Source organism: Pseudoalteromonas sp. SG41-5 (assembly GCF_014164495.1).
Classification (GTDB): Bacteria; Pseudomonadota; Gammaproteobacteria; order Enterobacterales; family Alteromonadaceae; genus Pseudoalteromonas; species Pseudoalteromonas rhizosphaerae.
Window position 1 is genome coordinate 1 of record NZ_JACJFH010000062.1, and the last position, 20,869, is coordinate 20,869.

General features: G+C 40.2%; 17 protein-coding genes and 1 pseudogene. 6 read left to right on the plus strand and 12 right to left on the minus strand.

Features of this window, described 5'->3' with window-relative positions:
* Positions 1–98: 98 nt before the first annotated feature.
* From H5232_RS15370 to adk, 3 genes and pseudogenes are all read left to right on the plus strand, one after another.
* A pseudogene (locus tag H5232_RS15370) lies at positions 99–689 on the plus strand (RluA family pseudouridine synthase); the annotation flags it as partial.
* A 135-nt stretch (positions 690–824) separates the two neighbouring features.
* Complete coding sequence (htpG, locus tag H5232_RS15375; RefSeq protein WP_182719486.1) at positions 825–2,738, plus strand: molecular chaperone HtpG; 1,914 nt, start codon at positions 825–827, stop codon at positions 2,736–2,738.
* 180 nt (positions 2,739–2,918) lie between these two features.
* Entirely contained in the window at positions 2,919–3,563 is a 645-nt protein-coding gene (adk, locus tag H5232_RS15380) for an adenylate kinase (RefSeq protein WP_149982783.1), read from the plus strand.
* 60 nt (positions 3,564–3,623) lie between these two features.
* Here the strand turns inward: adk and tpx are convergent, their stop codons facing one another.
* A complete protein-coding gene (tpx, locus tag H5232_RS15385; RefSeq protein ID WP_149982782.1) occupies positions 3,624–4,205 on the minus strand; it encodes a thiol peroxidase in 582 nt (193 codons plus the stop codon).
* A 173-nt stretch (positions 4,206–4,378) separates the two neighbouring features.
* Between tpx and H5232_RS15390 the strand changes: the two genes are divergently transcribed.
* Entirely contained in the window at positions 4,379–5,383 is a 1,005-nt protein-coding gene (locus H5232_RS15390) for a response regulator (RefSeq protein WP_149982781.1), read from the plus strand.
* Between the two features lie 4 nt (positions 5,384–5,387).
* Complete coding sequence (locus tag H5232_RS15395) at positions 5,388–6,353, plus strand: diguanylate cyclase (protein WP_182719485.1); 966 nt, start codon at positions 5,388–5,390, stop codon at positions 6,351–6,353.
* A gap of 128 nt (positions 6,354–6,481) precedes the next feature.
* On the opposite strand, the gene H5232_RS15400 is transcribed toward H5232_RS15395, so the two are convergent.
* The 5 genes from H5232_RS15400 to H5232_RS15420 form a co-directional block, all read right to left on the minus strand.
* On the minus strand, positions 6,482–7,363 hold the full coding sequence (locus H5232_RS15400; protein WP_149982779.1) for a universal stress protein: 882 nt from the start codon (positions 7,361–7,363) through the stop codon (positions 6,482–6,484).
* A gap of 5 nt (positions 7,364–7,368) precedes the next feature.
* Complete coding sequence (locus H5232_RS15405; protein WP_182719484.1) at positions 7,369–8,883, minus strand: SpoVR family protein; 1,515 nt, start codon at positions 8,881–8,883, stop codon at positions 7,369–7,371.
* A gap of 21 nt (positions 8,884–8,904) precedes the next feature.
* Entirely contained in the window at positions 8,905–10,188 is a 1,284-nt protein-coding gene (locus H5232_RS15410) for a YeaH/YhbH family protein (RefSeq protein WP_182740610.1), read from the minus strand.
* 30 nt (positions 10,189–10,218) lie between these two features.
* Positions 10,219–12,141 (minus strand): PrkA family serine protein kinase, encoded by a 1,923-nt coding sequence (locus H5232_RS15415; RefSeq protein WP_149982777.1) that lies wholly within the window; start codon positions 12,139–12,141, stop codon positions 10,219–10,221.
* A gap of 179 nt (positions 12,142–12,320) precedes the next feature.
* Positions 12,321–12,902, minus strand: a complete 582-nt coding sequence (locus H5232_RS15420) for a superoxide dismutase (RefSeq protein WP_145242146.1) — start codon at positions 12,900–12,902, stop codon at positions 12,321–12,323.
* Between the two features lie 276 nt (positions 12,903–13,178).
* On the opposite strand from H5232_RS15420, the gene H5232_RS15425 reads away from it, so the two are divergent.
* Complete coding sequence (locus tag H5232_RS15425; protein WP_182740609.1) at positions 13,179–13,517, plus strand: Grx4 family monothiol glutaredoxin; 339 nt, start codon at positions 13,179–13,181, stop codon at positions 13,515–13,517.
* Between the two features lie 29 nt (positions 13,518–13,546).
* Here the strand turns inward: H5232_RS15425 and H5232_RS15430 are convergent, their stop codons facing one another.
* The 6 genes from H5232_RS15430 to H5232_RS15455 form a co-directional block, all read right to left on the minus strand.
* On the minus strand, positions 13,547–14,887 hold the full coding sequence (locus H5232_RS15430) for a PAS domain-containing sensor histidine kinase (protein WP_182719483.1): 1,341 nt from the start codon (positions 14,885–14,887) through the stop codon (positions 13,547–13,549).
* Positions 14,887–16,215, minus strand: coding sequence for a sigma-54 dependent transcriptional regulator (locus H5232_RS15435; RefSeq protein WP_182831154.1), 1,329 nt, complete (start codon positions 16,213–16,215; stop codon positions 14,887–14,889). Before H5232_RS15435 ends, H5232_RS15430 begins: the two co-directional genes overlap by 1 nt.
* Before the next feature lie 83 nt (positions 16,216–16,298).
* Positions 16,299–17,504 carry an ABC transporter permease gene (locus H5232_RS15440; RefSeq protein WP_169021298.1) on the minus strand — a complete coding sequence of 402 codons (1,206 nt, stop codon included), beginning with the start codon at positions 17,502–17,504 and terminating at the stop codon, positions 16,299–16,301.
* Positions 17,505–17,515: 11 nt separating this feature from the next.
* Positions 17,516–18,829, minus strand: a complete 1,314-nt coding sequence (locus tag H5232_RS15445; protein ID WP_169021297.1) for an ABC transporter permease — start codon at positions 18,827–18,829, stop codon at positions 17,516–17,518.
* Positions 18,830–18,832: 3 nt separating this feature from the next.
* Positions 18,833–19,543 carry an ABC transporter ATP-binding protein gene (locus tag H5232_RS15450; protein ID WP_182740608.1) on the minus strand — a complete coding sequence of 237 codons (711 nt, stop codon included), beginning with the start codon at positions 19,541–19,543 and terminating at the stop codon, positions 18,833–18,835.
* Between the two features lie 27 nt (positions 19,544–19,570).
* Complete coding sequence (locus H5232_RS15455; protein ID WP_182719478.1) at positions 19,571–20,824, minus strand: efflux RND transporter periplasmic adaptor subunit; 1,254 nt, start codon at positions 20,822–20,824, stop codon at positions 19,571–19,573.
* Between the last annotated feature and the right edge of the window lie 45 nt (positions 20,825–20,869).

Sequence of the window (20,869 nt, forward strand, 5' to 3'; positions counted from 1 at the left end):
CGCAAGCGTGGAATAAATTCATTCCTGATCCTGATACGGTTAAAAGCATATGCTCTAGAGACTGGATCAAATTGACTTAATCTTTATGCAGACTGGTATTACTGAGTTTATCTGGTAAAAATCCGGCCAATTGGGATTCTGTGCATTATCGTTTAGTGAATGGGCAGCCAGGTCTGACTGCCGCATTTCCGACAGCTAAATTGCCGCATCGATTAGACTATGGTACTTCAGGTATTATGATTGTAGGCCTTAACCCTGAATCAACTAAGCTCCTTAATAAGCAGTTTCAATCAGGGACAATAAAAAAACACTATATAGCCATGTTGGATGGCTGGTTATTAAATGACGTAGGTCAAATAAACGCTGCAATAGTCAAAGATAAATTACTCTTTCCATTAGTTAAAATTTGTAATGTGACGGGTAAGTCTGCCGTCAGTGACTATTTAGTATTACAGCGCTTAACATCACCGCCGCGTACTTTAGTGCAATTTACCCCTGTGACGGGGCGTACACATCAATTACGTATTCACAGTCAGAGCATTGGGCACCCAATTATTGGCTGTGATCTGTATAAAAACCAACATAGCCAACAACTGGCTGAGCGCTTACAATTACATGCCAGCGATCTGTTTTTTGTACACCCTCGAAGCTTCAAGCAAACGCACCTACATTGCCCACAGCCATTTTGATTGTAAGAAAAAACAACTTAACTTCCGTGTTTATCTTGCTATAGCTTACTTTTTTGCTCTTTTGACTTGAAGTTAACAAACCGCGCCCCATATTAAGTGCATAACGCAGACACTTTGCAAATTGGAGATATATAAATGACTGCAGCACAAAAAGAAACATTAGGCTTTCAAACAGAAGTTAAACAACTATTAAACTTAATGATTCACTCACTTTATTCTAATAAAGAAATTTTCTTACGTGAGCTTGTGTCAAATGCCTCTGACGCGGCTGATAAATTACGCTTTTTAGCACTTTCAAATGGTGAACTATACCAAGGTGACGCAGACTTACGTGTACGTATCAGTGCCGATAAAGAAAAAAATACCGTAACTATTTCTGATAACGGTATTGGTATGACTCGTGATGAAGTGATCAGCTCGTTAGGTACGATTGCTAAATCGGGCACCGCTGAGTTCTTCAAAAACTTAACTGGCGACCAAAGCAAAGATTCGCAACTGATTGGTCAGTTCGGTGTTGGTTTTTACTCTGCATTTATAGTTGCAGACTTAGTGACTGTTCGTACTCGCAAAGCCGGTGAAGAAAAAGGCGTTGAATGGCAATCACAAGGTGAGGGCGAATACACGCTAGAAGAAATTGAAAAAGCAGGCCGTGGTACTGAAATTACTTTACACCTTCGTGAAGATGAAAAAGAGTTTGCTGATGAATGGCGCCTACGTAGTATTGTAACTAAGTACTCGGATCATATTTCAACACCAGTACAAATGTACAAAGCCGAAGTGCCTGAGTCAGAAGGTGAAGATGGCGAGAAAATTCCAGCCGTACCTGGTGAGTGGGAAAGCATTAACCGCGCCACAGCAATGTGGACGCGTGATAAATCAGAGCTATCTGATGATGAATATAAAGAATTTTATAAGCATGTAAGCCATGATTGGGAAGATCCACTGAGCTGGGCTCACAACAAAGTTGAAGGTAAAACTGAATACACAAGCTTACTGTATATTCCTAAAAAAGCACCATTTGATTTATGGAATCGTGACCGTCAAAGTGGCTTAAAGCTGTATGTACAACGTGTATTTGTAATGGATGATGCTGAGCAATTTATGCCTAGCTACTTACGCTTTGTAAAAGGTTTACTTGATTCAAACGATTTACCGCTAAACGTATCGCGTGAAATTTTACAAGATAACAAAGTAACGCAAGCAATCCGCAAAGGTTGTACGTCACGTACCTTAAAACTGCTTGAGCGTATGGCGAAAAATAAAGCCGACGATTACCAAGTATTTTGGAATGAATTTGGTCAAGTGATCAAAGAAGGTCCAGCAGAAGATGCAGCGAATAAAGAAGCGATTGCTAAGTTACTGCGTTTCTCATCAACACATACTGATGAAGAAGCACAAAACGTTTCATTAGAGCAATACGTTGAGCGTATGAATGAAGGCCAAGACGCGATTTACTACGTTGTTGCGGATTCATTCACTGCGGCGAAAAGCTCTCCACATCTAGAGATCTTCCGTAAGAAAGGTATCGAAGTACTGTTGATGAGTGACCGTGTTGATGAGTGGATGATGAGCCACTTAACCGAGTTTGCTGAAAAACCATTTAAGTCAATTACCCGTGGTGACCTAGACTTAGGTAGCTTAGATGATGAAGAGACCAAAAAAGCGCAAGAAGAGTCTGAAAAAGAAGTTGCAGGCTTAGTTGAGCGCATCAAAACAGCACTTGGCGATAATGTTAAAGATGTACGCTTTACGCATCGTTTAACTGACTCACCAGCCTGTGTGGTCGCTGATGACAACGACATGAGCTCACAAATGCAAAAGCTAATGGAATCAGTAGGTCAAGCTGCTCCAGAAGCAAAACCAATTTTTGAGCTTAACCCTGAGCATCAACTTGTTAAGCATTTAAATGTTGAACAAGACGAAGACAAATTTGCACAGTGGTCACATGTACTGCTTGATCAAGCCTTGCTTGCAGAGCGCGGTACATTAAAAGATCCAGCAGGTTTTGTGACTCGCTTAAATAAATTAATGTTAGATTTGAGTAAGTAATTGCTCAAAAACTAACATTTTAATAAAAAGGGAACTTCGGTTCCCTTTTTTTATGATCTCAACGTAGTCAATTGGTATAAGTTGCTTGAGTATCTGCGGCGCTTATGGAAGAATTCAAGCTTTATAATAAATCATACTGATATGCTTTTTGTAAAATCAGTATCAAACGAGGACAATGATATGCGCATTATTCTTTTGGGCGCGCCGGGTGCAGGTAAAGGCACTCAAGCTCAGTTTTTGATGGATAAGTACGGTATTCCACAAATTTCAACTGGTGATATGTTACGTGCTGCAATTAAAGAAGGCACACCACTGGGTCTTGAAGCGAAAAAAGTAATGGATGCAGGTCAGTTAATTTCTGATGACATCATCATAGGTCTTGTTAAAGAGCGTATTACTAAAGCTGATTGTGAAAAAGGTTTTTTACTAGACGGTTTCCCACGTACCATCCCACAAGCTGATGCAATGAAAGAAAATGGCGTAGTTGTTGATCACGTTATTGAGTTTGATGTGGCTGATGAAATTATTGTTGACCGCATGGGAGGACGTCGCGTTCATCCTGGTTCCGGCCGTGTTTATCACGTAGTTTACAATCCGCCAAAAGTGGAAGGTAAAGACGACGTAACAGGTGAAGATCTGATCATACGTGCTGATGACACAGAAGAAACAGTACGTAAACGTTTAGGTATTTACCATGAGCAAACAATGCCATTGGTTGATTATTACCAAGCGGAAGCTAAAGCGGGTAATACGCAGTATCATCGTTTAGACGGTACCCAAGCTGTTGAAGCTGTTAATCAGCAACTTGCTGAATTATTGGGTTGATAATTCAATCAATAAAAAAACCGCCGATTGGCGGTTTTTTTATGACTGTTATTTGCAAGATTACAACGCGGTTAAAGCACTTATAACAGGGTCATATTTTGGTTCAGTTGATAAATCGGCTACCAACTGTTTATAAACAATTTTATGACTTGCATCTAATACGAACACAGCACGGGTAAGTAATCCCATATCTTTAATGATCAAACCATAGTTTTGACCAAAGTCACGCCATACTGAATCAGATAAGGCAGTAATTTTATCTATGTTCTCGGCTTTGCAAAAACGTTTTTGTGCAAACGGTAAATCAGCACTAATGGTGAGCATGGCTATATTTGGAAATTGCGATGCAACCTTTTCGTTAAAATGCTTGGTTTGAATGCTACAAACACCAGTATCAAGACTTGGAACAACGCTTATTAAAACGGCTTTACCTTGGTAATCGGCTAAAGTAATTGGCGTGAATGAGCCATCAACCACTTTAAAGTCTGGTGCTTTATCGCCTAGTTTTACACCTTGTCCTAATAAAGTGATTGGCTTAGATTGTGCTGATACTTTTCCCGCATCAAGCGTATTTTCGGTCATATCGGCGGCAAAAGCCATTGAACAAAAGGCACTTAAAGCAAAAGTGAGTGAACGGAGCATAAGGTATTTCCTTTAGAGTTAACGCAATTAGGCTGAGTGTATTATAATCATTCATGGACACCAAGAGTTTAATGCAATTTAAAATTGTAATGCATGGTTACATTGATTAACATAAAGCAGTGGTAAATGTTTACATTTTTAATAATAAAAATAAAAGCAATCAGAGAGAGACTATGTCAACATCGGTACTAATTTGTGATGATTCTAAGCTTGCGCGCCGTCAGTTAGCTCGTTCGTTGCCCGATGATTGGGATATTAAAGTTGAGTTTGCTGAAGATGGCGTGCATTGTATTGAGCAAATTAAAGCGTTAAGCCCGGAAATCTTATTCCTCGATTTAAATATGCCGCAAATGGATGGCTACGAAGTACTGCAAGCAATTCAAGAGCAAAACTTGGATATACTAACCGTTGTTGTCTCTGGCGATATTCAGCCGAATGCGCATCAACGGGTGCTCGAACTTGGCGCGATAGACTTTATTCAAAAACCATGTGATGCCCAAAAGCTTGCCGACATTATCGAACACCATGGAATTAAAGATAAAGCAATGCGCGAGCGGCTCTCACACCGCTTAGGTGAGCAAGTTGACCCAGATGTTAGGGATATATACCAAGAGCTGACTAACGTGGCAATGGGTCAGGCTGGAGACTTATTAGCACGGCTATTAAATGTATTTGTTGAACTGCCTATTCCTAATGTCAATATTCTCGAAGTTAATGAACTTGATATGGCGCTGCGCTCAATTGATGCTAATGCAACAACCTCAGGCGTATGCCAAGGTTTTATTGGTGGTGGTGTATCCGGTGAGGCATTGTTGCTTCTAAATGATTCTAGCTTTAAAGAAATTGCGTCCTTGATGAACTATCAAGGGGAGCTCAATAAGAAAATTGAGCTGGAGTTATTAATGGATATTAGTAATATCCTGATAGGTGCAATCTTAACTGGATTATCTCGCCAATTAGACATGACCTTTAGCCAAGGACACCCAGTGGTGTTAGGGCAACATTGTGATGTGTCTGATTTAGTTAAAGCAAACAAATCACGCTGGCAACGTACTCTGGCAATAGAAATTAGCTATGGTATTGAGAACCACAATATTAACTGTGACTTGATGCTGTTATTTACCGAAGACTCACTAAAAACTTTGAAATACAAAGTTGCTTACCTATTAGAAGACTAACATTATGCCTGCTGCTGATTTTAATATGAATGAAATCCATTGGTTAATGGATATGTTTAATACCGTAGATGTTGGTTTAGTGGTATTAGATAGGGACTATAAAGTGTGTATTTGGAATGGTTTTATGGAAAACCATTCGGGTATGTTACCCAGCGCAGTAAAAGATAAAGATTTATTTGATTTATTTCCATCAATTGATGAAAAGTGGTTTCGCAGTAAATCAGAGTCTGTGTTTATTTTGAAAAATCGCTCATTTACTATTTGGGAACAGCAGCCATACATTTTCCGCTTTAAAAATTACCGTCCAATCACGGGTAAAGCAGACCATATGTTTCAAAACGCGACATTTATTCCTCTGTCAAATACGATGGGAGAAGTTGGCCATATTTGTATCATTCTTTATGATGTAACTGATATGGCGGTGAATAAAAAAGAGCTCGAAGAAGTAAATCGTAAACTTGAACAAATGAGTCAAACAGACGCACTAACAAAATTGACTAATCGAGGTCATTGGGAAGATACCCTACGCAAAGAATTTCTTAGGATCAAACGCAGTGGTGGCACAAGTACTTTATTGATGTTTGATATCGATCACTTTAAAAAAGTAAATGATGAACATGGCCATCGTTGTGGCGATGAAGCACTGCGTAACATTGCTGATTTACTGCGTAAAACATTGCGTGAAACAGACATTGCAGGTCGTTATGGCGGCGAAGAATTTGCGGTAACGCTGTTGGACACGGATCGCAAAGGTGCTGAGATATTTGCTGAGCGTTTGCGTAGTTTAATTGAAAATTCATCTTTTTACTTTGGCGAACAACAAATTAAAATGACGGTAAGTGTTGGTTTTGCCTGTTTTCAAGATGAATTTGAGCGCTATGAAAAATGGATTGAAGCGGCAGATAAAGCTCTTTACTTTTCAAAAGAAAATGGCAGAAACTGTATCACGGCGTATAAAGATTTGAGTTAATCTTGATGAGTATAAAAAGCCTTTAAGGCACAATAGTAAAAGGTTTAACTAGCCAAACTAGGTTGCTTTTAATAGGCATAAAAAATGACGCAAAATGCGTCATTTTTTATATTATCACTAGCAATTATCTAACATTCAGGAGGTAAAATAAGCAAGTCTGTTTTTAGTAACCGCATAACTTTTTCAGCGGTATTGCCAATTAACTTACCTTTTATACCTATGTTGCCTACTGAGCCCATGATCACAAGACCTGCATTAAGCTTAGCTGCAATACTTGGGATCACTTGCTCGGCTAAGCCCGCTTTTATGTGAAGGTTATTTTTAAGATCGTGCTCAAGAATTAAATTACGTTGAATGACAGGTAGTTTCTCAAAAGCATTCAGTACTTGTTCGTCTGAAAATACAATGCCTAAGTCTCTTAAAATTGGGGAAACATGAACGGTATAACAAGTATAAAACTGACAGTCATAATGCTTGGAATAAGCTAAACCAGTTTCAATCATATCTTTGTTTAGTTTGTATTTAGTGGCTTTTTCGCTACCTAAATCAAGTGCAGCTAACACATTGGTGTTATTGCGCCAGGTATTATCCGCAGCTAAATAAAGTGGTAGTGGGGTAAAGCGGATCAACTGCCAGTCAAGTTCACTAAATTGACAATGTTCGTCAATATGGCGCGTTTTTATCACCATCTCATAGTTTTCAAAGTCACTCTCATTGGCTAACCATTGCTCGGGCGCTTCATGCCAAATAATATTTAATGAATAATCTGATTCTGACAATTCGCTTTCAAGTAGTGGTACTAATTCTTTTTTGAGAGTAGCCAACCTTGTTTCTTGAATTACTTGCAATTGTTCAGCTGGCGGCGAGAACAAAATATTACCAGCACTTTCATAGGCAAAGGCGACAATATCAATATGTTTTTGCTTACCAATTGCTTTGTGTTTCGCGTGCAAAATAGCAGTACGTGCAAATTCTACTGAATCAATTAGTACGAGAAGCTTTTTATCCATTCTATTCACTCTGTTGTATGGCGTGAATCATCTGATGGACATTGCCCGAGTATATTCAATTCGCCAGAAGTTGACTCTTGTTCCAGTTTTACCTTAAAGCCCCATAGTCTGTAAAGGTGTTTTAATACCTCATGGTGAGACTTTGCCAGTGGAATATCCTGATGTGGCACGTAGCGCAAGGTTAAAGAGCGATCACCTCTAATATCAACATCATAGATCTGAATATTGGGTTCGTGATTACTGAGGTTATATTGTGCTGAGAGCGCAGTCCGTACCGCGTGATAGCCGCTTTCATCGTGGATCGCACCAACTTGTAGATTCGGATCTTTTTCGTGATCGATAATAGTGAATAATTTAAAGTCACGGATAAGTTTGGGTGATAAAAATTGACTAATAAAACTTTCGTCTTTAAAGTTTTCCATTGCAAAGTGCAGCGTATCTAACCAGTTGCTCCCGGCATATTCTGGAAACCACTGTTTATCTTCTTCGGTAGGGTTTTCACAAATACGGCGGATATCCACCATCATATTAAAACCCAGCGCATAAGGGTTAATACCCGAATAATAATTACTATTGTAAGGGGGCTGATACACAACATTAGTATGACTTTGTAAAAACTCTAACATGAATGAGTCAGTGAGTTTCCCTTCATCATATAAGTGATTCAAAATAGTATAATGCCAAAACGTTGCCCAGCCTTCATTCATTACTTGGGTTTGCTTTTGAGGATAAAAATATTGTGAGATTTTACGCACAATACGAATTATTTCTCGTTGCCAAGATTCCAGTAATGGCGCGTTTTTTTCTATAAAATACAAAATATTTTCTTGTGGCTCTGAAGGAAAATGACGCTCGTGTTTTTTAGTTTCCTGTTGATGTGAAGGTATTGTGCGCCAAAGTTCGTTCACTTGTGATTGTAAGTAATCTTCGCGCTCTTGTTGGCGTTTTTGTTCTTCAAATAAAGATATTTGCTGTGGGCGTTTATAACGATCGACACCGTAATTCATAAGTGCATGGCATGAATCAAGTAGGTTTTCGACTTCATCAATGCCATGTTTTTCTTCGCAACGAGCAATATAATTTTTTGCAAATAATAGGTAGTCAATAATAGAGCTGGCATCAGTCCATGTTTTAAATAAATAATTACCTTTAAAAAACGAGTTGTGCCCGTAGCAAGCGTGCGCCATCACTAAAGCCTGCATTGGAAGGGTATTTTCTTCCATTAAATAAGCAATACAAGGATTCGAGTTTATGACAATTTCATAAGCCAATCCCATTTGTCCGCGTTTGTAATTTTGCTCAGTTTGAATAAATTTTTTACCATAAGACCAGTGACTATAGCCAATAGGCATACCAACACTGGAATAGGCATCCATCATTTGTTCTGCGGTGATCACTTCAATCTGATTAGGATAAGTATCGAGGCGATAATGTTCAGCCACGCGGGCAATTTCGTCTTGGTATTGTTGTAGTAATTCAAATGTCCAATCTGGCCCATCGCTCATTCGTTTATTGGTCATATAAATACCTCGCTGTACAGCCTAGGCTGCCCCTTGGTGTTGACGACTCTTCTTGAATAACTCACGGAAAATAGGGTAAATATCTTCAACATTGCGTATATGTTGAATAGCAAAGTTATTATGAGTTTGACAAATATTTTGATACTCACGCCATAGACTCTGATGGGCGCGGGTAGTGATCTCAATATAAGCGTAATAGCGAATGGTACTGAGCAACTTGTTGCGTAAGATCTCTGAGCATTGGGGAGAGTCATCAGCCCAATTGTCGCCATCTGAGGCTTGTGCTGCATACACATTCCACTCGCCAGCGTTATAACGCTCGGTAATTATCTCATTCATTAACTTCAGTGCGCTGGAGACAATTGTGCCGCCAGTTTCTTGGGAATAGAAAAACTCCTGTTCGTCGACCTCTTTGGCTTGGGTATGATGGCGAATATACACCACTTCAATGTCTTTATAACTGCGGGTCAAAAATTGATAAAGCAAAATATAAAAACGTTTTGCCATATCTTTGGTTGCTTGATCCATCGAGCCCGACACATCCATAATACAAAACATCACCGCTTTACTAGTTGGATGAGGCTGTTTTTCATAGTTACGAAAACGCAAATCGTAATTATCAATAAAGGGCACTGCACTGATGCGTTTTTGTAATGCGGCGATTTCTTGCTCCATTAATGCAATAGCAGCTATATCTGGTTCAGGCTCAGCCATTAATAGGCAAAGCTGTGCTTCAAGCTCTGCTAATTGACGCTTTTTACCCGCGCTCATCGCAACACGCCTTGCAAGTGAGCCCTGAAGTGAACGCACAATATCAATATTACTCGGCATACCATCACTACAAAAACCAGCACGATGAGTTTTCATTTGCACGAGTTTGTCTAACTGGTTTTGCTGTAAATTTGGCAGCTCTAAGTCTTCAAACAGTAAGTCTAGATACTCATCTTTAGAAATCGAGAAGACAAAGTCATCTTCGCCTTCACCAGAGTCACTCGCTTCACCTTCGCCGGCTCCACCACCTTGGCCACCTTGCGGGCGTTTAATTTTATCACCGGTTGAGAACTGATCGTTACCAGGATGAATTTGTTCTCTATCGCCCCCTTTACCTTGATGAAAAGTAGGTTCACCGATATCCCGTTGCGGAATTGAAATACTCTCACCGCTACTGGAATCAGTGACACTGCGTTTATTTATTGCATCTGACACCGCTTCTTTGATCTGTTTTTTATAGCGCCTGATAAAGCGTTGACGATTTAACGTGCTCTTATTCTTACCGTTCAGGCGACGGTCTATAAAATGCGCCATAAAGACCCCCTAAAAATACACAGCTGCGTGTTATTGCGATTTACGCACGCGTAAATACCACTCTGATAACAAACGAACTTGCTTTTGGGTATATCCTTTTTCCACCATACGATTGACAAAATCTTCATGTTTTTTCTGATCTTCTGCGGATGTTTTCGCATTGAAAGAAATAACGGGTAATAGTTCTTCAGTATTGGAGAACATTTTTTTCTCAATCACAGTGCGCAGTTTTTCATAGCTGGTCCACAATGGATTTTTACCGTTGTTGTGCGCCCGTGCACGCAATACAAAATTAACGATTTCGTTACGGAAATCTTTTGGATTTGAAATGCCGGCTGGTTTTTCAATTTTTTCAAGTTCGGCATTTAATGCTTCGCGGTTGAATAGCTGGCCGGTATCAGGGTCGCGATACTCTTGGTCTTGGATCCAAAAATCAGCATAAGTGACATAGCGGTCAAAAATGTTTTGCCCGTACTCAGAGTAGGACTCTAAATAAGCTGTTTGCAGTTCTTTACCAATAAACTCAACATACTGCGGGATTAAATAGCCTTTCAAGTGGCTTAAGTAGCGTTCTTCAACGTCGGCAGAGAATTGCTCTCGTTCAATTTGTTGCTCTAATACATAAAATAAATGCACTGGGTTTGCCGCTACCTCAAGTGTGTCAAAGTTAAACACGCGCGATAAAATTTTAAATGCAAACCGAGTTGATAGTCCGGTCATGCCTTCATCAACACCGGCATAATCTCGATACTCTTGATACGATTTAGCTTTAGGATCGGTGTCTTTCAAGCTTTCGCCGTCATATACCCGCATTTTTGAGTAGATACTGGAATTTTCGGGATCTTTTAACCGTGATAGCGTGGTAAATTTTGCCAATGTTTCCAGTGTGCCTGGCGCGCAAGGAGCATTATATAATTCACTATGTTCCAATAGCTTGTCGTAGATTTTTACCTCTTCAGATGCACGTAAACAATACGGCACTTTGACGATGTAAACACGGTCTAAGAAGGCTTCATTGTTCTTGTTGTTTTTAAAGGTCTGCCATTCTGATTCGTTTGAATGAGCCAAAATCATGCCATTAAAGGGCAGTGCACTAATACCTTCGGTGCCATTATAATTTCCCTCTTGCGTGGCTGTTAAAAGCGGATGCAATACTTTGATTGGCGCTTTAAACATCTCAACAAATTCCATTAACCCTTGATTTGCAAGACATAATGAACCGGAATAAGCATAAGCATCAGCATCGTTTTGAGCAAAATGTTCTAGTTTGCGAATATCAACTTTACCGACTAAAGCGGAAATATCTTGGTTGTTTTCATCCCCAGGTTCAGTTTTTGCAATAGCAATTTGATTTAAAATAGAGGGGTAGCGTTTTACCACTTTAAACTGGCTAATATCACCATTAAATTCAGATAAGCGCTTAGTGGCCCAGGGTGACATAATGGTTTTTAAGTAACGGGGCTTTATTCCGTATTCTTTTGCCATCAGCTCAGCATCTTCATTAGGATCAAAAAGCGCCAACGGGTGGTCATTGACCGGTGAGCCTTTAATTGAGTAAATAGGCACTTGTTGCATTAAATATTTTAGCTTTTCGGCAATCGATGATTTACCACCGCCTACAGGCCCAAGTAGATAAAGCACTTGTTTACACTCTTCAAGGCCTTGCGCAGCATGTTTTAGGTATGAAACGATTTGTTCAATTGCATCCTCCATACCGTAAAAATCATTAAAGGCAGGGTAACGTGCTACTACTCTGTTTGAAAATAATCGACTTAACCGTGCATCCTTTGAAGTATCGATCATTTTTGGCTCACCAATGGCCGCTAATAATCGCTCTGGTGCACTGGCATAAGCCGACTTATCAGTTTTACAAATCTCTAAGAACTCAGCGATACTATACTCTTCTTCTTGTGCCGCTTCGTATCGTGCTTGGTAATGCTCAAAAATACTCATGGAAACCTCCGAAAAACCTGCTTAAACTAGGTGCTTACAAATTAAAAAAGAAGCAAAGGTTATTTAAAGCTTAGTCACGAATTTGATTTTTTGTGCAATAAAATTAAAAATTTATGTTAGAAAACAAAAAAGACGCCGGAGCGTCTTTTAAATTGGGCTTGCTCAGAACGAGCAATCAATTATGCGAAGTTAGCGTTCGCGAATTCCCAGTTAACAAGCGACCAGAATGCTTTTAAGTAGTCTGGACGAACGTTACGGAAATCAATGTAGTAAGCATGTTCCCACAGGTCCACAGTCAGTATCGGTGTTACACCGTCTTGAGTTAGTGGCGTTGCAGCGTTAGAAGTATTAACGATGTCTAAAGAACCATCAGCTAATTTAACTAACCATGTCCAGCTTGAACCAAAGTTGTTTACTGCTTTATCATCAAAAGCTGCTTGGAATGCTTCAAAAGAACCCCATTTAGCATTGATAGCATCTGCAACAGCGCCTGTTGCTTCGCCACCGCCATTTGGAGATAGGCTGTTCCAGTAAAAAGTATGGTTCCAGATCTGTGCTGCATTGTTAAATACGCCACCTTCAGAAGAACATACGATTTCTTCAAGTGATTTACCTTCAAATTCAGTACCTGGGATTAAACCGTTAAGTTTAGTCACATAAGTATTGTGGTGCTTGCCGTGGTGAAACTCTAATGTTTCTTGTGAAATATGTGGCTCAAGTGCGTTAATTGCATATGGTAGTGACGGTAGTTCAAATGCCATTTTTTATCTCCATCTTCTTTTGGTTGATAGTTCAAATAGTAATAGTTAATGCCTGTTCAAACAGGGTAGTTACCTATACCAAATGAGATTATAGTGTTACTATAATTGTTGAGTATTTTACTCAAGTTTTAGCAAACAGCAATGCCAAACAGCAGTGCAAATGCAAGACTATTTCGATTGCGGCTTTATTTGCCCACTTTAAGATACATATATGAGGCTTAATGAAAATTTTTCAAGCCTTAATATGTTCAGCTATCGTCACTTTTGAGGTTGTAGATGGAAACCATTGATAAAATTAAACAGCAAATTTCTGAAAATCCAATTATCCTTTATATGAAAGGATCGCCTAAATTACCAAATTGTGGTTTTTCTTCACAAGCATCTCAAGCATTAATGTCATGCGGTGAACCGTTTGCCTATGTTGATATTTTACTAAATCCTGATATCCGAGCTGAATTACCAGCATATGCCAATTGGCCAACATTTCCACAACTGTGGGTTGATGGCGAATTAATTGGTGGTTGTGACATTATCATTGAAATGTTTCAACGTGGTGAATTACAACCACTGATCACCGAAACAGCAGCTAAATATAAAGAAGCTGGCGCTGAATAACGTTTATCAGCAAATCAACAAAAAGCCGCTTAATTGCGGCTTTTTTGTGATTGTTTGTTAGGACCGTGGGGCAGAATAACATGAACACTAAGCCCGCCGTGCTTACGATTGTGTAAGCTAATTTGCCCATGATGCGCTTCGACTATTTCACGGCACAATGCTAACCCCAAACCACTACCAGCGACTTTAGTTGAATAAAATGGGATCAATGCATTGGCCATCACTTGCTCACTCATACCTTTACCTTGGTCGTTTACACTGATATGTGTGCCTTTAATATTCTGTGTAACAGTGACACTTATATGTTCGCTTGCAGAGCCTGATTCGTGAGCATTTTTTATTAAGTTGATCAGTAGCTGCTCGACTTGAGTCGGATCAGCCAGTGTATGCACGTCATTACTTATATCGAGCATAAAACACCATTGATTTTGCAGTTGTGTGAGCAACACTTGCCAATTAATTGCGCTTGGCTGAGGAGTGGGCAGTTTGGCAAATTTGCCATAGCCTTGTACAAAGTCGTTTAAATGTTTGATGCGTTCAGAAATGGTAGCAAACACGCGGCTAAGTCTGGGTTCGTCTACTTTTTCACTGAGTAACTGGCCGCTGTGCAGCATTGACGACATGGGACCCAGAGAGTTATTAAGTTCGTGACTAATGATCCGAATGACCTTTTTCCACACCTCCACTTCTTGACGGCTAAGTTCGCGGGTGAGTTGTTTAAAGACATATAAGTAATGGTATTGATTGTTAAGTAATAACTTACCGGTTGATAAATGCCACGCTTGAGATTCTTGGTCTTCAGTATCTAGCGTAAATAAACCATCACTACCGCGCGTTAAAGCATTGTTTAACTGTGGATGAGCATTTTCAAGCAGGTGTGCAAACTGACTCCCTTCAAGCGCTGTTTTGGCATTAAAAAGGTCTCGGGCACTGTAGTTACTATAAACAATAAAGCCTTTATCATTTTTTAAAATAACGGCTTGGGGAGAGCTTTGTAGCACTTTATCAAGCATCAGCTCGCGCTGATAGAGCCATTGTTTCTCTTGGCGTAATTGCTTTGCAGTTTGATTATACAATTGACACAAGCGGCCTAATTCATCGTTACCGTTATAAGCTAGTAAGGTGGCTAATTCACCGTCTTTAAAATTAAGCAAACCAGTTTCAAGTGAGTGTATGCCTTGCACCAGAGTGCGGCTGAGCCGAAAAGATAAATAACTTGCCAGCAGTGATGTGAGCAGCGTTGTTATTAGTAGTGAAGGCCAGCTTAAATGGGTTAACCAGCAGATGAGCCAAACAGGAATAAGTGCAGAGATGTTACATATCAGCACTATTTTACGAGTGAGAGACAGTGCCGGTTTATTTTTTTCCATTAGTAATCAATCTCAAATTTCTGCAAACGGCGGTACAGTGCTTGACGACTTAAACCAAACTGTCTGGCAACTTTTGCGATCACTCCTTGGTGCTGACGCATAGCTTGTTCTAGTTCTACTCTACTGGGTTCTTGTTTAGCAAAGTTAGTGTGCAGCGGTTGCGATTGTAGAGCAAAATCATCGAGGGTAATGTCGCCATTAGGTTTGAGTACGGCTGCGCGTTTACAGGCATTTTCTAGCTCACGAACGTTGCCGGGCCAATTGTGCGCGAGTAATCCTTGCTCTGTTGTAAGCGATAATTCGCGCTCGCCTAAGAAGTGTTTAGCAAGCGCTAAAATGTCATCTGGTCTTTGCGCTAAACTGGGTAAATTTAGCTCAATCACGTTGAGGCGATAATATAAGTCTTCTCTAAATCGACCTGCATGAATGGCCGCTTTTAAATCTTCATTGGTAGCTGAAATAACCCGAACATTTACTTTTTGTGTTTTTGTTGAACCGAGTCGTTCAAACTCACCAGTTTGTAACACGCGCAGTAGTTTCATTTGCCCTGATAATGGCAGGTTACCAATTTCATCTAAAAATAGCGTACCACCATCAGCGGCCTCAAAGCGACCAATTCGCTGTTTGGTGATGCCAGTATAAGCACCCGCTTCAGCGCCAAATAATTCGCCTTCAATTAAATCATGGGGCAGGGCTGCGGCATTGATGGTCAAAAACGGGGCATGGTTTAAGTGAGAATTGGCTTGAATAATTTGTGCAATGCGTTCTTTACCACTGCCATTTGCACCTGTTATTAGCACAGAGACATCTGACTTAGCGACTTGTATTGCCATATTGAGAATTTTTTCCATGGCGGTACTTTGATACACTAAACCAACTAGGTTGGCATCGGCTAAACTTGATGTTCGCTCTTGCTGGTGGCGCGCATACATTACATTTTGTTGTTTTGCTTGGCCAAGTTCGATTAAGTTATTAACACAGGTGAGGAGCTTGCTATCGTCCCATGGTTTAGGTAAGTAATCAGCGGCGCCGGCTTTGACTAGCTCTATGGCGCTGGCCAGTTCAGTCCACGCGGTGATCAAAATAATCGGTAAGTGCGGGTTGAGAGCTCTTAGTTGATAAAACAACGCTTTACCTTCTTCGCCAGAGGTGGTGTCATTACTAAAATTCATATCTTGAATAACCAGCGCGATACGTTGGTATTGCACTATTTGTAAGGCTTCAAGCTGCGTTTTTGCAGTCACAACCTGATAGTCATGAATTTCTAACAATAATGACAAGGCTTCTAATATGGCAGGGTTGTCATCGACAATAAGTATTTTTTCCATGTGAATTTAATCGCTGTTTTTGTTATCTTTATTTCAAAATGCTACACGGTATTAAACCAGTGTAGCATAGGTTGGGAGCTGCTTTATATTGTTCGCGTGGCGATACTCGGTGATATGTTGGCGGCACGTTTTGCAGGGCCAAACACTGCAAGTAAGCTCATAACAAACACCATAATGGCAGTGCCTGCGATATAGCTCGGTGGCAGTGCGGCAATTGAAAAGTGCTGCATTAACAATTGCCCAAGTAATAAAGCTGCGATACAACCTAAGATTAAACCAACACCACAGATCATCGCATTTTCAACTAAAAAATAGTAAATAATAGCTGATTTTCTGGCACCTAATGCACGGCGAGTGCCAATTTGTTTAGTGCGTTTGCTGATATTAAATAAAGTTAAGCCAAAGATACCTAGTGCGGTGACTAATACTAAAATAGTGATCAGCACAATCAGCATACGCATCATGAGTTTATCTGCAGCAACATATTGATTTTTGAGTTCATCTAGACCTTTTATATTATTGATCACCCGTTTGCTGTAATTTTTTAGCATCAGGTTTTCAACTTCTTTCATCACTGCATCACGTTGGTCTGGTTTGGTTCTAACCACAAATTGGGCAAGACTCTTTGCATTAATATATGGGATGAATGCAAGATTATCTGGGCGGCTGTCTTTAAGCCATGGGCTCATCATTTTTTCAACTACACCAATAACTTTCAAAGGCGTTTCACCAAAATAAATGGTTTGACCTAAACCATTTCCTTTAGGAAATAACTCATTGAGTAAGGTTTGTGAAACGATTGTAACACTCGGTCGTTTATCAACGTTATTTGTTACTAATACTTCATCTTCGCTAAAATTTCTACCCATAACTAGGTTTACACCGTAAGTGTTGATCCCATGATCATCAATAAAAAAATAAGCAGTTCTTACCGACAGGCCTTCTTGCGGGGCTGGTTTTAAACTAAAATCAGATGCGCTACCACCTCCAGATAAAGGAATGCTACTGCTCATTGCAGCATCAATGACTTCTGGTAAGGACCTTAGCATAGTTTCATCAAGCTCAATCTGCTGATTTATATCAACATCTTGTCCAAAGGTCATCACGTTGAATTTAAAAATATCGTGTTCAGGGTAGCCAGTGTCTTGATTTAAAAAAGCGACTCTATCTTGGATAATAAATGCCGCATTACTAACGATTGCTGTGGTTATGGCAATTTGAATTAAGAGTAATATTGCCCCGACTTTTGAGCGGCAAAGAGCATGAAATATAGGTTTGATTTCTAACATAATAAGGCTCCTTATTGGCTCTTGAGGTAAATTGCAGGGTTGGTTTTACACACTAACCAAGCAGGATAAAGTCCGGCTACGATGCAGGTTGTTATAGCGATAATAGGTGCACTGAGTAACATGGTGATATCCATGGTGGCTAAGCTTTCATAGTAACTGTAGCTTTGTCGCACAGCGAGTAAACCAACTTGTGCTATCACAATACCAAGCAAGCCACCTAAAGCCCCAAGCATGGCTACTTCAACTAGATGCTGTAAAAAAACTTGTCGTTTACTGGCTCCTAGTGCTCGGCGCACACCTACCTCCGGTGCCCGACGCAAAAACTTAGCGAGCAATAAACCAAGGATATTGGCTAAGCACACAGCTAAAAACATAAAGCTTAAGCCGACCAATATTTTGTTGTCTTCACTAACCACATTGTTGTATTGCATCCATTGGTTTACATCGCGTAGTTTGTATTCAAGTACTTTACGCTTAAAACGTCCTAATTTTTGTTGTTCTTGCATATAAGCTAATAAATAGTCTGCGTATGCTTGTTTTTGTTTGGCGTCAGATAATAGTGCCCAAAATTGGATCCAAACTTTTTCTGACTGCAGCTTGTCAGCAAATGTTCGGGTGTTTTCATGTTTCCACCCATTGGTATTACCCCACGTTACTACTTCATTAGCCTTAACTAAACTAAAAGGTAGGAATAATTCTTCGGGTTCATTAAATGCGCCATTGTTTAAATCGTAATATTTAGTCGTTAGCTGCCAATGTGCGATAACCCCGACAACTTCATAACTGAGATCATCCAGATAAATCACCTTACCTACAGAGTTTTTACCTGCAAATAATTTGTCATTGAGCTTTTCGCTGATCACCACCACGGATGCCGCTGTCTGTTCTTGTTGCGAAGACCAGCTTCCACCATAAATAAATGATAAATTAAATAGGCTAAAAAAATCGGGAGTGGTTAAACGTGCTTCACCTATAAATGGTTTAATGATGTCTGAATCTATATGCACCGAAAATCCAGAGCGCATCATGGCAATTTTATGCTCAGGTATTGGCGCATTCTGTAAATTAACCGCATCTTGATAGGTCAGTTGTGACGGCAGGTTATCTTTAGTCCACCACGTATTGCCATCATCCATTATTTGTAATTGCACAGTATAAAGTTGATTGCTTTTTTCGGGAATAGGATCCGCCGACATCATATGATAAACGCTTAAACTGGTCATGGTTACACCAATCCCAATAGCAATGGCTAGCACCATTAACATGCTTACCAGTGGTGTGCGCTTAAAACTACGCCAACTTAAATCGAGGTAATGTAATAGCATAAGTTACGCTCCAGCCACATTTTTTAGGTTTTGCGCGCCTTGATACAAGGTAAAGTCGGCAAGTTGACCATCAACCACTTGAATATTACGAGGTGCTCTGCGGGCAAGTTCTGGGTCATGAGTCACCATAATGATGGTCGCGCCGTCACGGTTAATTTGCTCCAGCAATTCCATCACTTGACGTGCCATTAAGCTGTCTAGGTTACCTGTTGGTTCATCGGCTAATAAAAAGCGCGGCTCACCGGCGAGGGCGCGGGCAATCGCTACCCGTTGCTGTTGACCACCTGATAACTGTTGCGGCAAATGTTTAGCGCGTGAAGCTAGACCTACTTGTTCTAAGCACTGTTCAATACGACGTTTACGCTCGCTTGCTTTAATACCTCGGTAGCGCAGTGGCACTTCAATGTTTTCATATAAATTTAAATCAGGGATCAGGTTGAAGCCTTGGAAAATAAAACCAATTTTTTGATTGCGACAATCCGCTCGTTGATTGTCGTTCAGTTTGCCAACATTAATACCATCGAGCAGATATTCACCACTGCTAAAAGGTTCTAACATGCCTGCGATATTTAAAAAGGTGGTTTTCCCGGAGCCACTAGGGCCAGTTACAGCGATAAATTCGCCTTCTTCTACTTGTAAGTTAAAGTCGCGTAATGCATGGGTTTGCACCATTTCTGTTTGATACAGTTTACTAATATTGTTCATTTTAAGCATGAGTTGATCCTTGTAATATGGTTGTTCTTATCTCAGTAATAATGTTGGCGCTTGTTTAAAGTTATCGTAACTGGAGATGATCAGCTGATCGCCTGAGCTAACACCTTGTAGCAATTCTATTGCGTTGATGCTGCTTGCCCCGGTTGTGATATTTACCAGTTGTGCGGTGTCGCCGATAACTTTGTAAACCTGCGTACCACCTTGCTGCATAAACGCACCGCGTTTGATTTGTAAAACGTCATCACGATTTTCTAATAAAATGCGCGCTGTTAATCGCTGGTTTTGGCGAATGCCTTTTAGCTCTTCGTCAAAGCGTACTCGAGTAGTTACTTCACGATTGTTAACTTCCGGCGAAATTGCCGACAACACACCAGTCACTTTTTTTGCCCCGAGTGTGAGCTCAACTTCCATTCCTAAACCGAGTTCGTTGGCGTAACTTTCAGGTACTTGCAGTTGTGCTTCAAAATTACTTAAATCAACCAGCGTCATTAACGGCTGACTTTGGGTAACGGCTTCTTTTTGTTGTACAAGCAGGTTACCAACAATACCGGTGACGCTGGCTTTAATAGTTAAGTTTCTGACTTGACGATTTAAATCATCAACGATCAGTTGTTGGCGAGCGAGATCGCGCTCTGCAGCTTTGAGTTCAAATGCGAGTGTATCTTTAGCAAGTTCAACTTCTTGTTGAGCGTGTTTGTAAGAAAGCTTGGCTCGGGCAAGATCATCAACTGCTTTTTCTAAATCAATTTGGCTGATCAAGTTTTTTTCGATAGAAAGCTTAGCACGGCGATTTTCCCTGTCTGCTGCATTGAGCTCTACTTGGGCGAGATCAAGCGTTTTGGTTAAGCTTAACTTTTGTCGGCGTGCTTCTAAGTGCTTACGTTGTAATTCACCATCAAGGCGGGCTAACACCGATTGTTGCTGTTTTAGTTCATTATTGAGTTCTGGGCTATCGACTAAAGCAATAATGTCATCTTTATTTACTTTATCACCGGCTTTAACTTGTAAATCCACATATCCACGTTCTGGGCTATAAACCTTAGGAGCATTTGCAGCAACAATTTTACCGCTGGCGGCTACATCACGTACTAAACGACTAATATTAACGGTAGCAATCTGTAAAGAAGCCCGGTCAACAGAAATACTGCCTTGATTGTTACCCATAAATGCTTGTGCACATAAAGCAAGTACGGCAAGTGATAGCGCCAGCACTATTAATGGTTTTTTGTAACTGCGTCTTTGCGTAATACTTACATCTTGTCCGCTGGTATCTTTTATCATGAGTGATCCTTAGCTATGTCTATTCTCGCAGTAAGTGATCATCAA

Coding starts and splice junctions, on each gene's coding strand:
- htpG (WP_182719486.1), top strand. CDS start 825: ATGACTGCAGCACAAAAAGAAACATTAGGCTTTCAAACAGAAGTTAAA.
- adk (WP_149982783.1), top strand. CDS start 2,919: ATGCGCATTATTCTTTTGGGCGCGCCGGGTGCAGGTAAAGGCACTCAA.
- tpx (WP_149982782.1), bottom strand. CDS start 4,205: ATGCTCCGTTCACTCACTTTTGCTTTAAGTGCCTTTTGTTCAATGGCT.
- H5232_RS15390 (WP_149982781.1), top strand. CDS start 4,379: ATGTCAACATCGGTACTAATTTGTGATGATTCTAAGCTTGCGCGCCGT.
- H5232_RS15395 (WP_182719485.1), top strand. CDS start 5,388: ATGCCTGCTGCTGATTTTAATATGAATGAAATCCATTGGTTAATGGAT.
- H5232_RS15400 (WP_149982779.1), bottom strand. CDS start 7,363: ATGGATAAAAAGCTTCTCGTACTAATTGATTCAGTAGAATTTGCACGT.
- H5232_RS15405 (WP_182719484.1), bottom strand. CDS start 8,883: ATGACCAATAAACGAATGAGCGATGGGCCAGATTGGACATTTGAATTA.
- H5232_RS15410 (WP_182740610.1), bottom strand. CDS start 10,188: ATGGCGCATTTTATAGACCGTCGCCTGAACGGTAAGAATAAGAGCACG.
- H5232_RS15415 (WP_149982777.1), bottom strand. CDS start 12,141: ATGAGTATTTTTGAGCATTACCAAGCACGATACGAAGCGGCACAAGAA.
- H5232_RS15420 (WP_145242146.1), bottom strand. CDS start 12,902: ATGGCATTTGAACTACCGTCACTACCATATGCAATTAACGCACTTGAG.
- H5232_RS15425 (WP_182740609.1), top strand. CDS start 13,179: ATGGAAACCATTGATAAAATTAAACAGCAAATTTCTGAAAATCCAATT.
- H5232_RS15430 (WP_182719483.1), bottom strand. CDS start 14,887: ATGGAAAAAAATAAACCGGCACTGTCTCTCACTCGTAAAATAGTGCTG.
- H5232_RS15435 (WP_182831154.1), bottom strand. CDS start 16,215: ATGGAAAAAATACTTATTGTCGATGACAACCCTGCCATATTAGAAGCC.
- H5232_RS15440 (WP_169021298.1), bottom strand. CDS start 17,504: ATGTTAGAAATCAAACCTATATTTCATGCTCTTTGCCGCTCAAAAGTC.
- H5232_RS15445 (WP_169021297.1), bottom strand. CDS start 18,829: ATGCTATTACATTACCTCGATTTAAGTTGGCGTAGTTTTAAGCGCACA.
- H5232_RS15450 (WP_182740608.1), bottom strand. CDS start 19,543: ATGCTTAAAATGAACAATATTAGTAAACTGTATCAAACAGAAATGGTG.
- H5232_RS15455 (WP_182719478.1), bottom strand. CDS start 20,824: ATGATAAAAGATACCAGCGGACAAGATGTAAGTATTACGCAAAGACGC.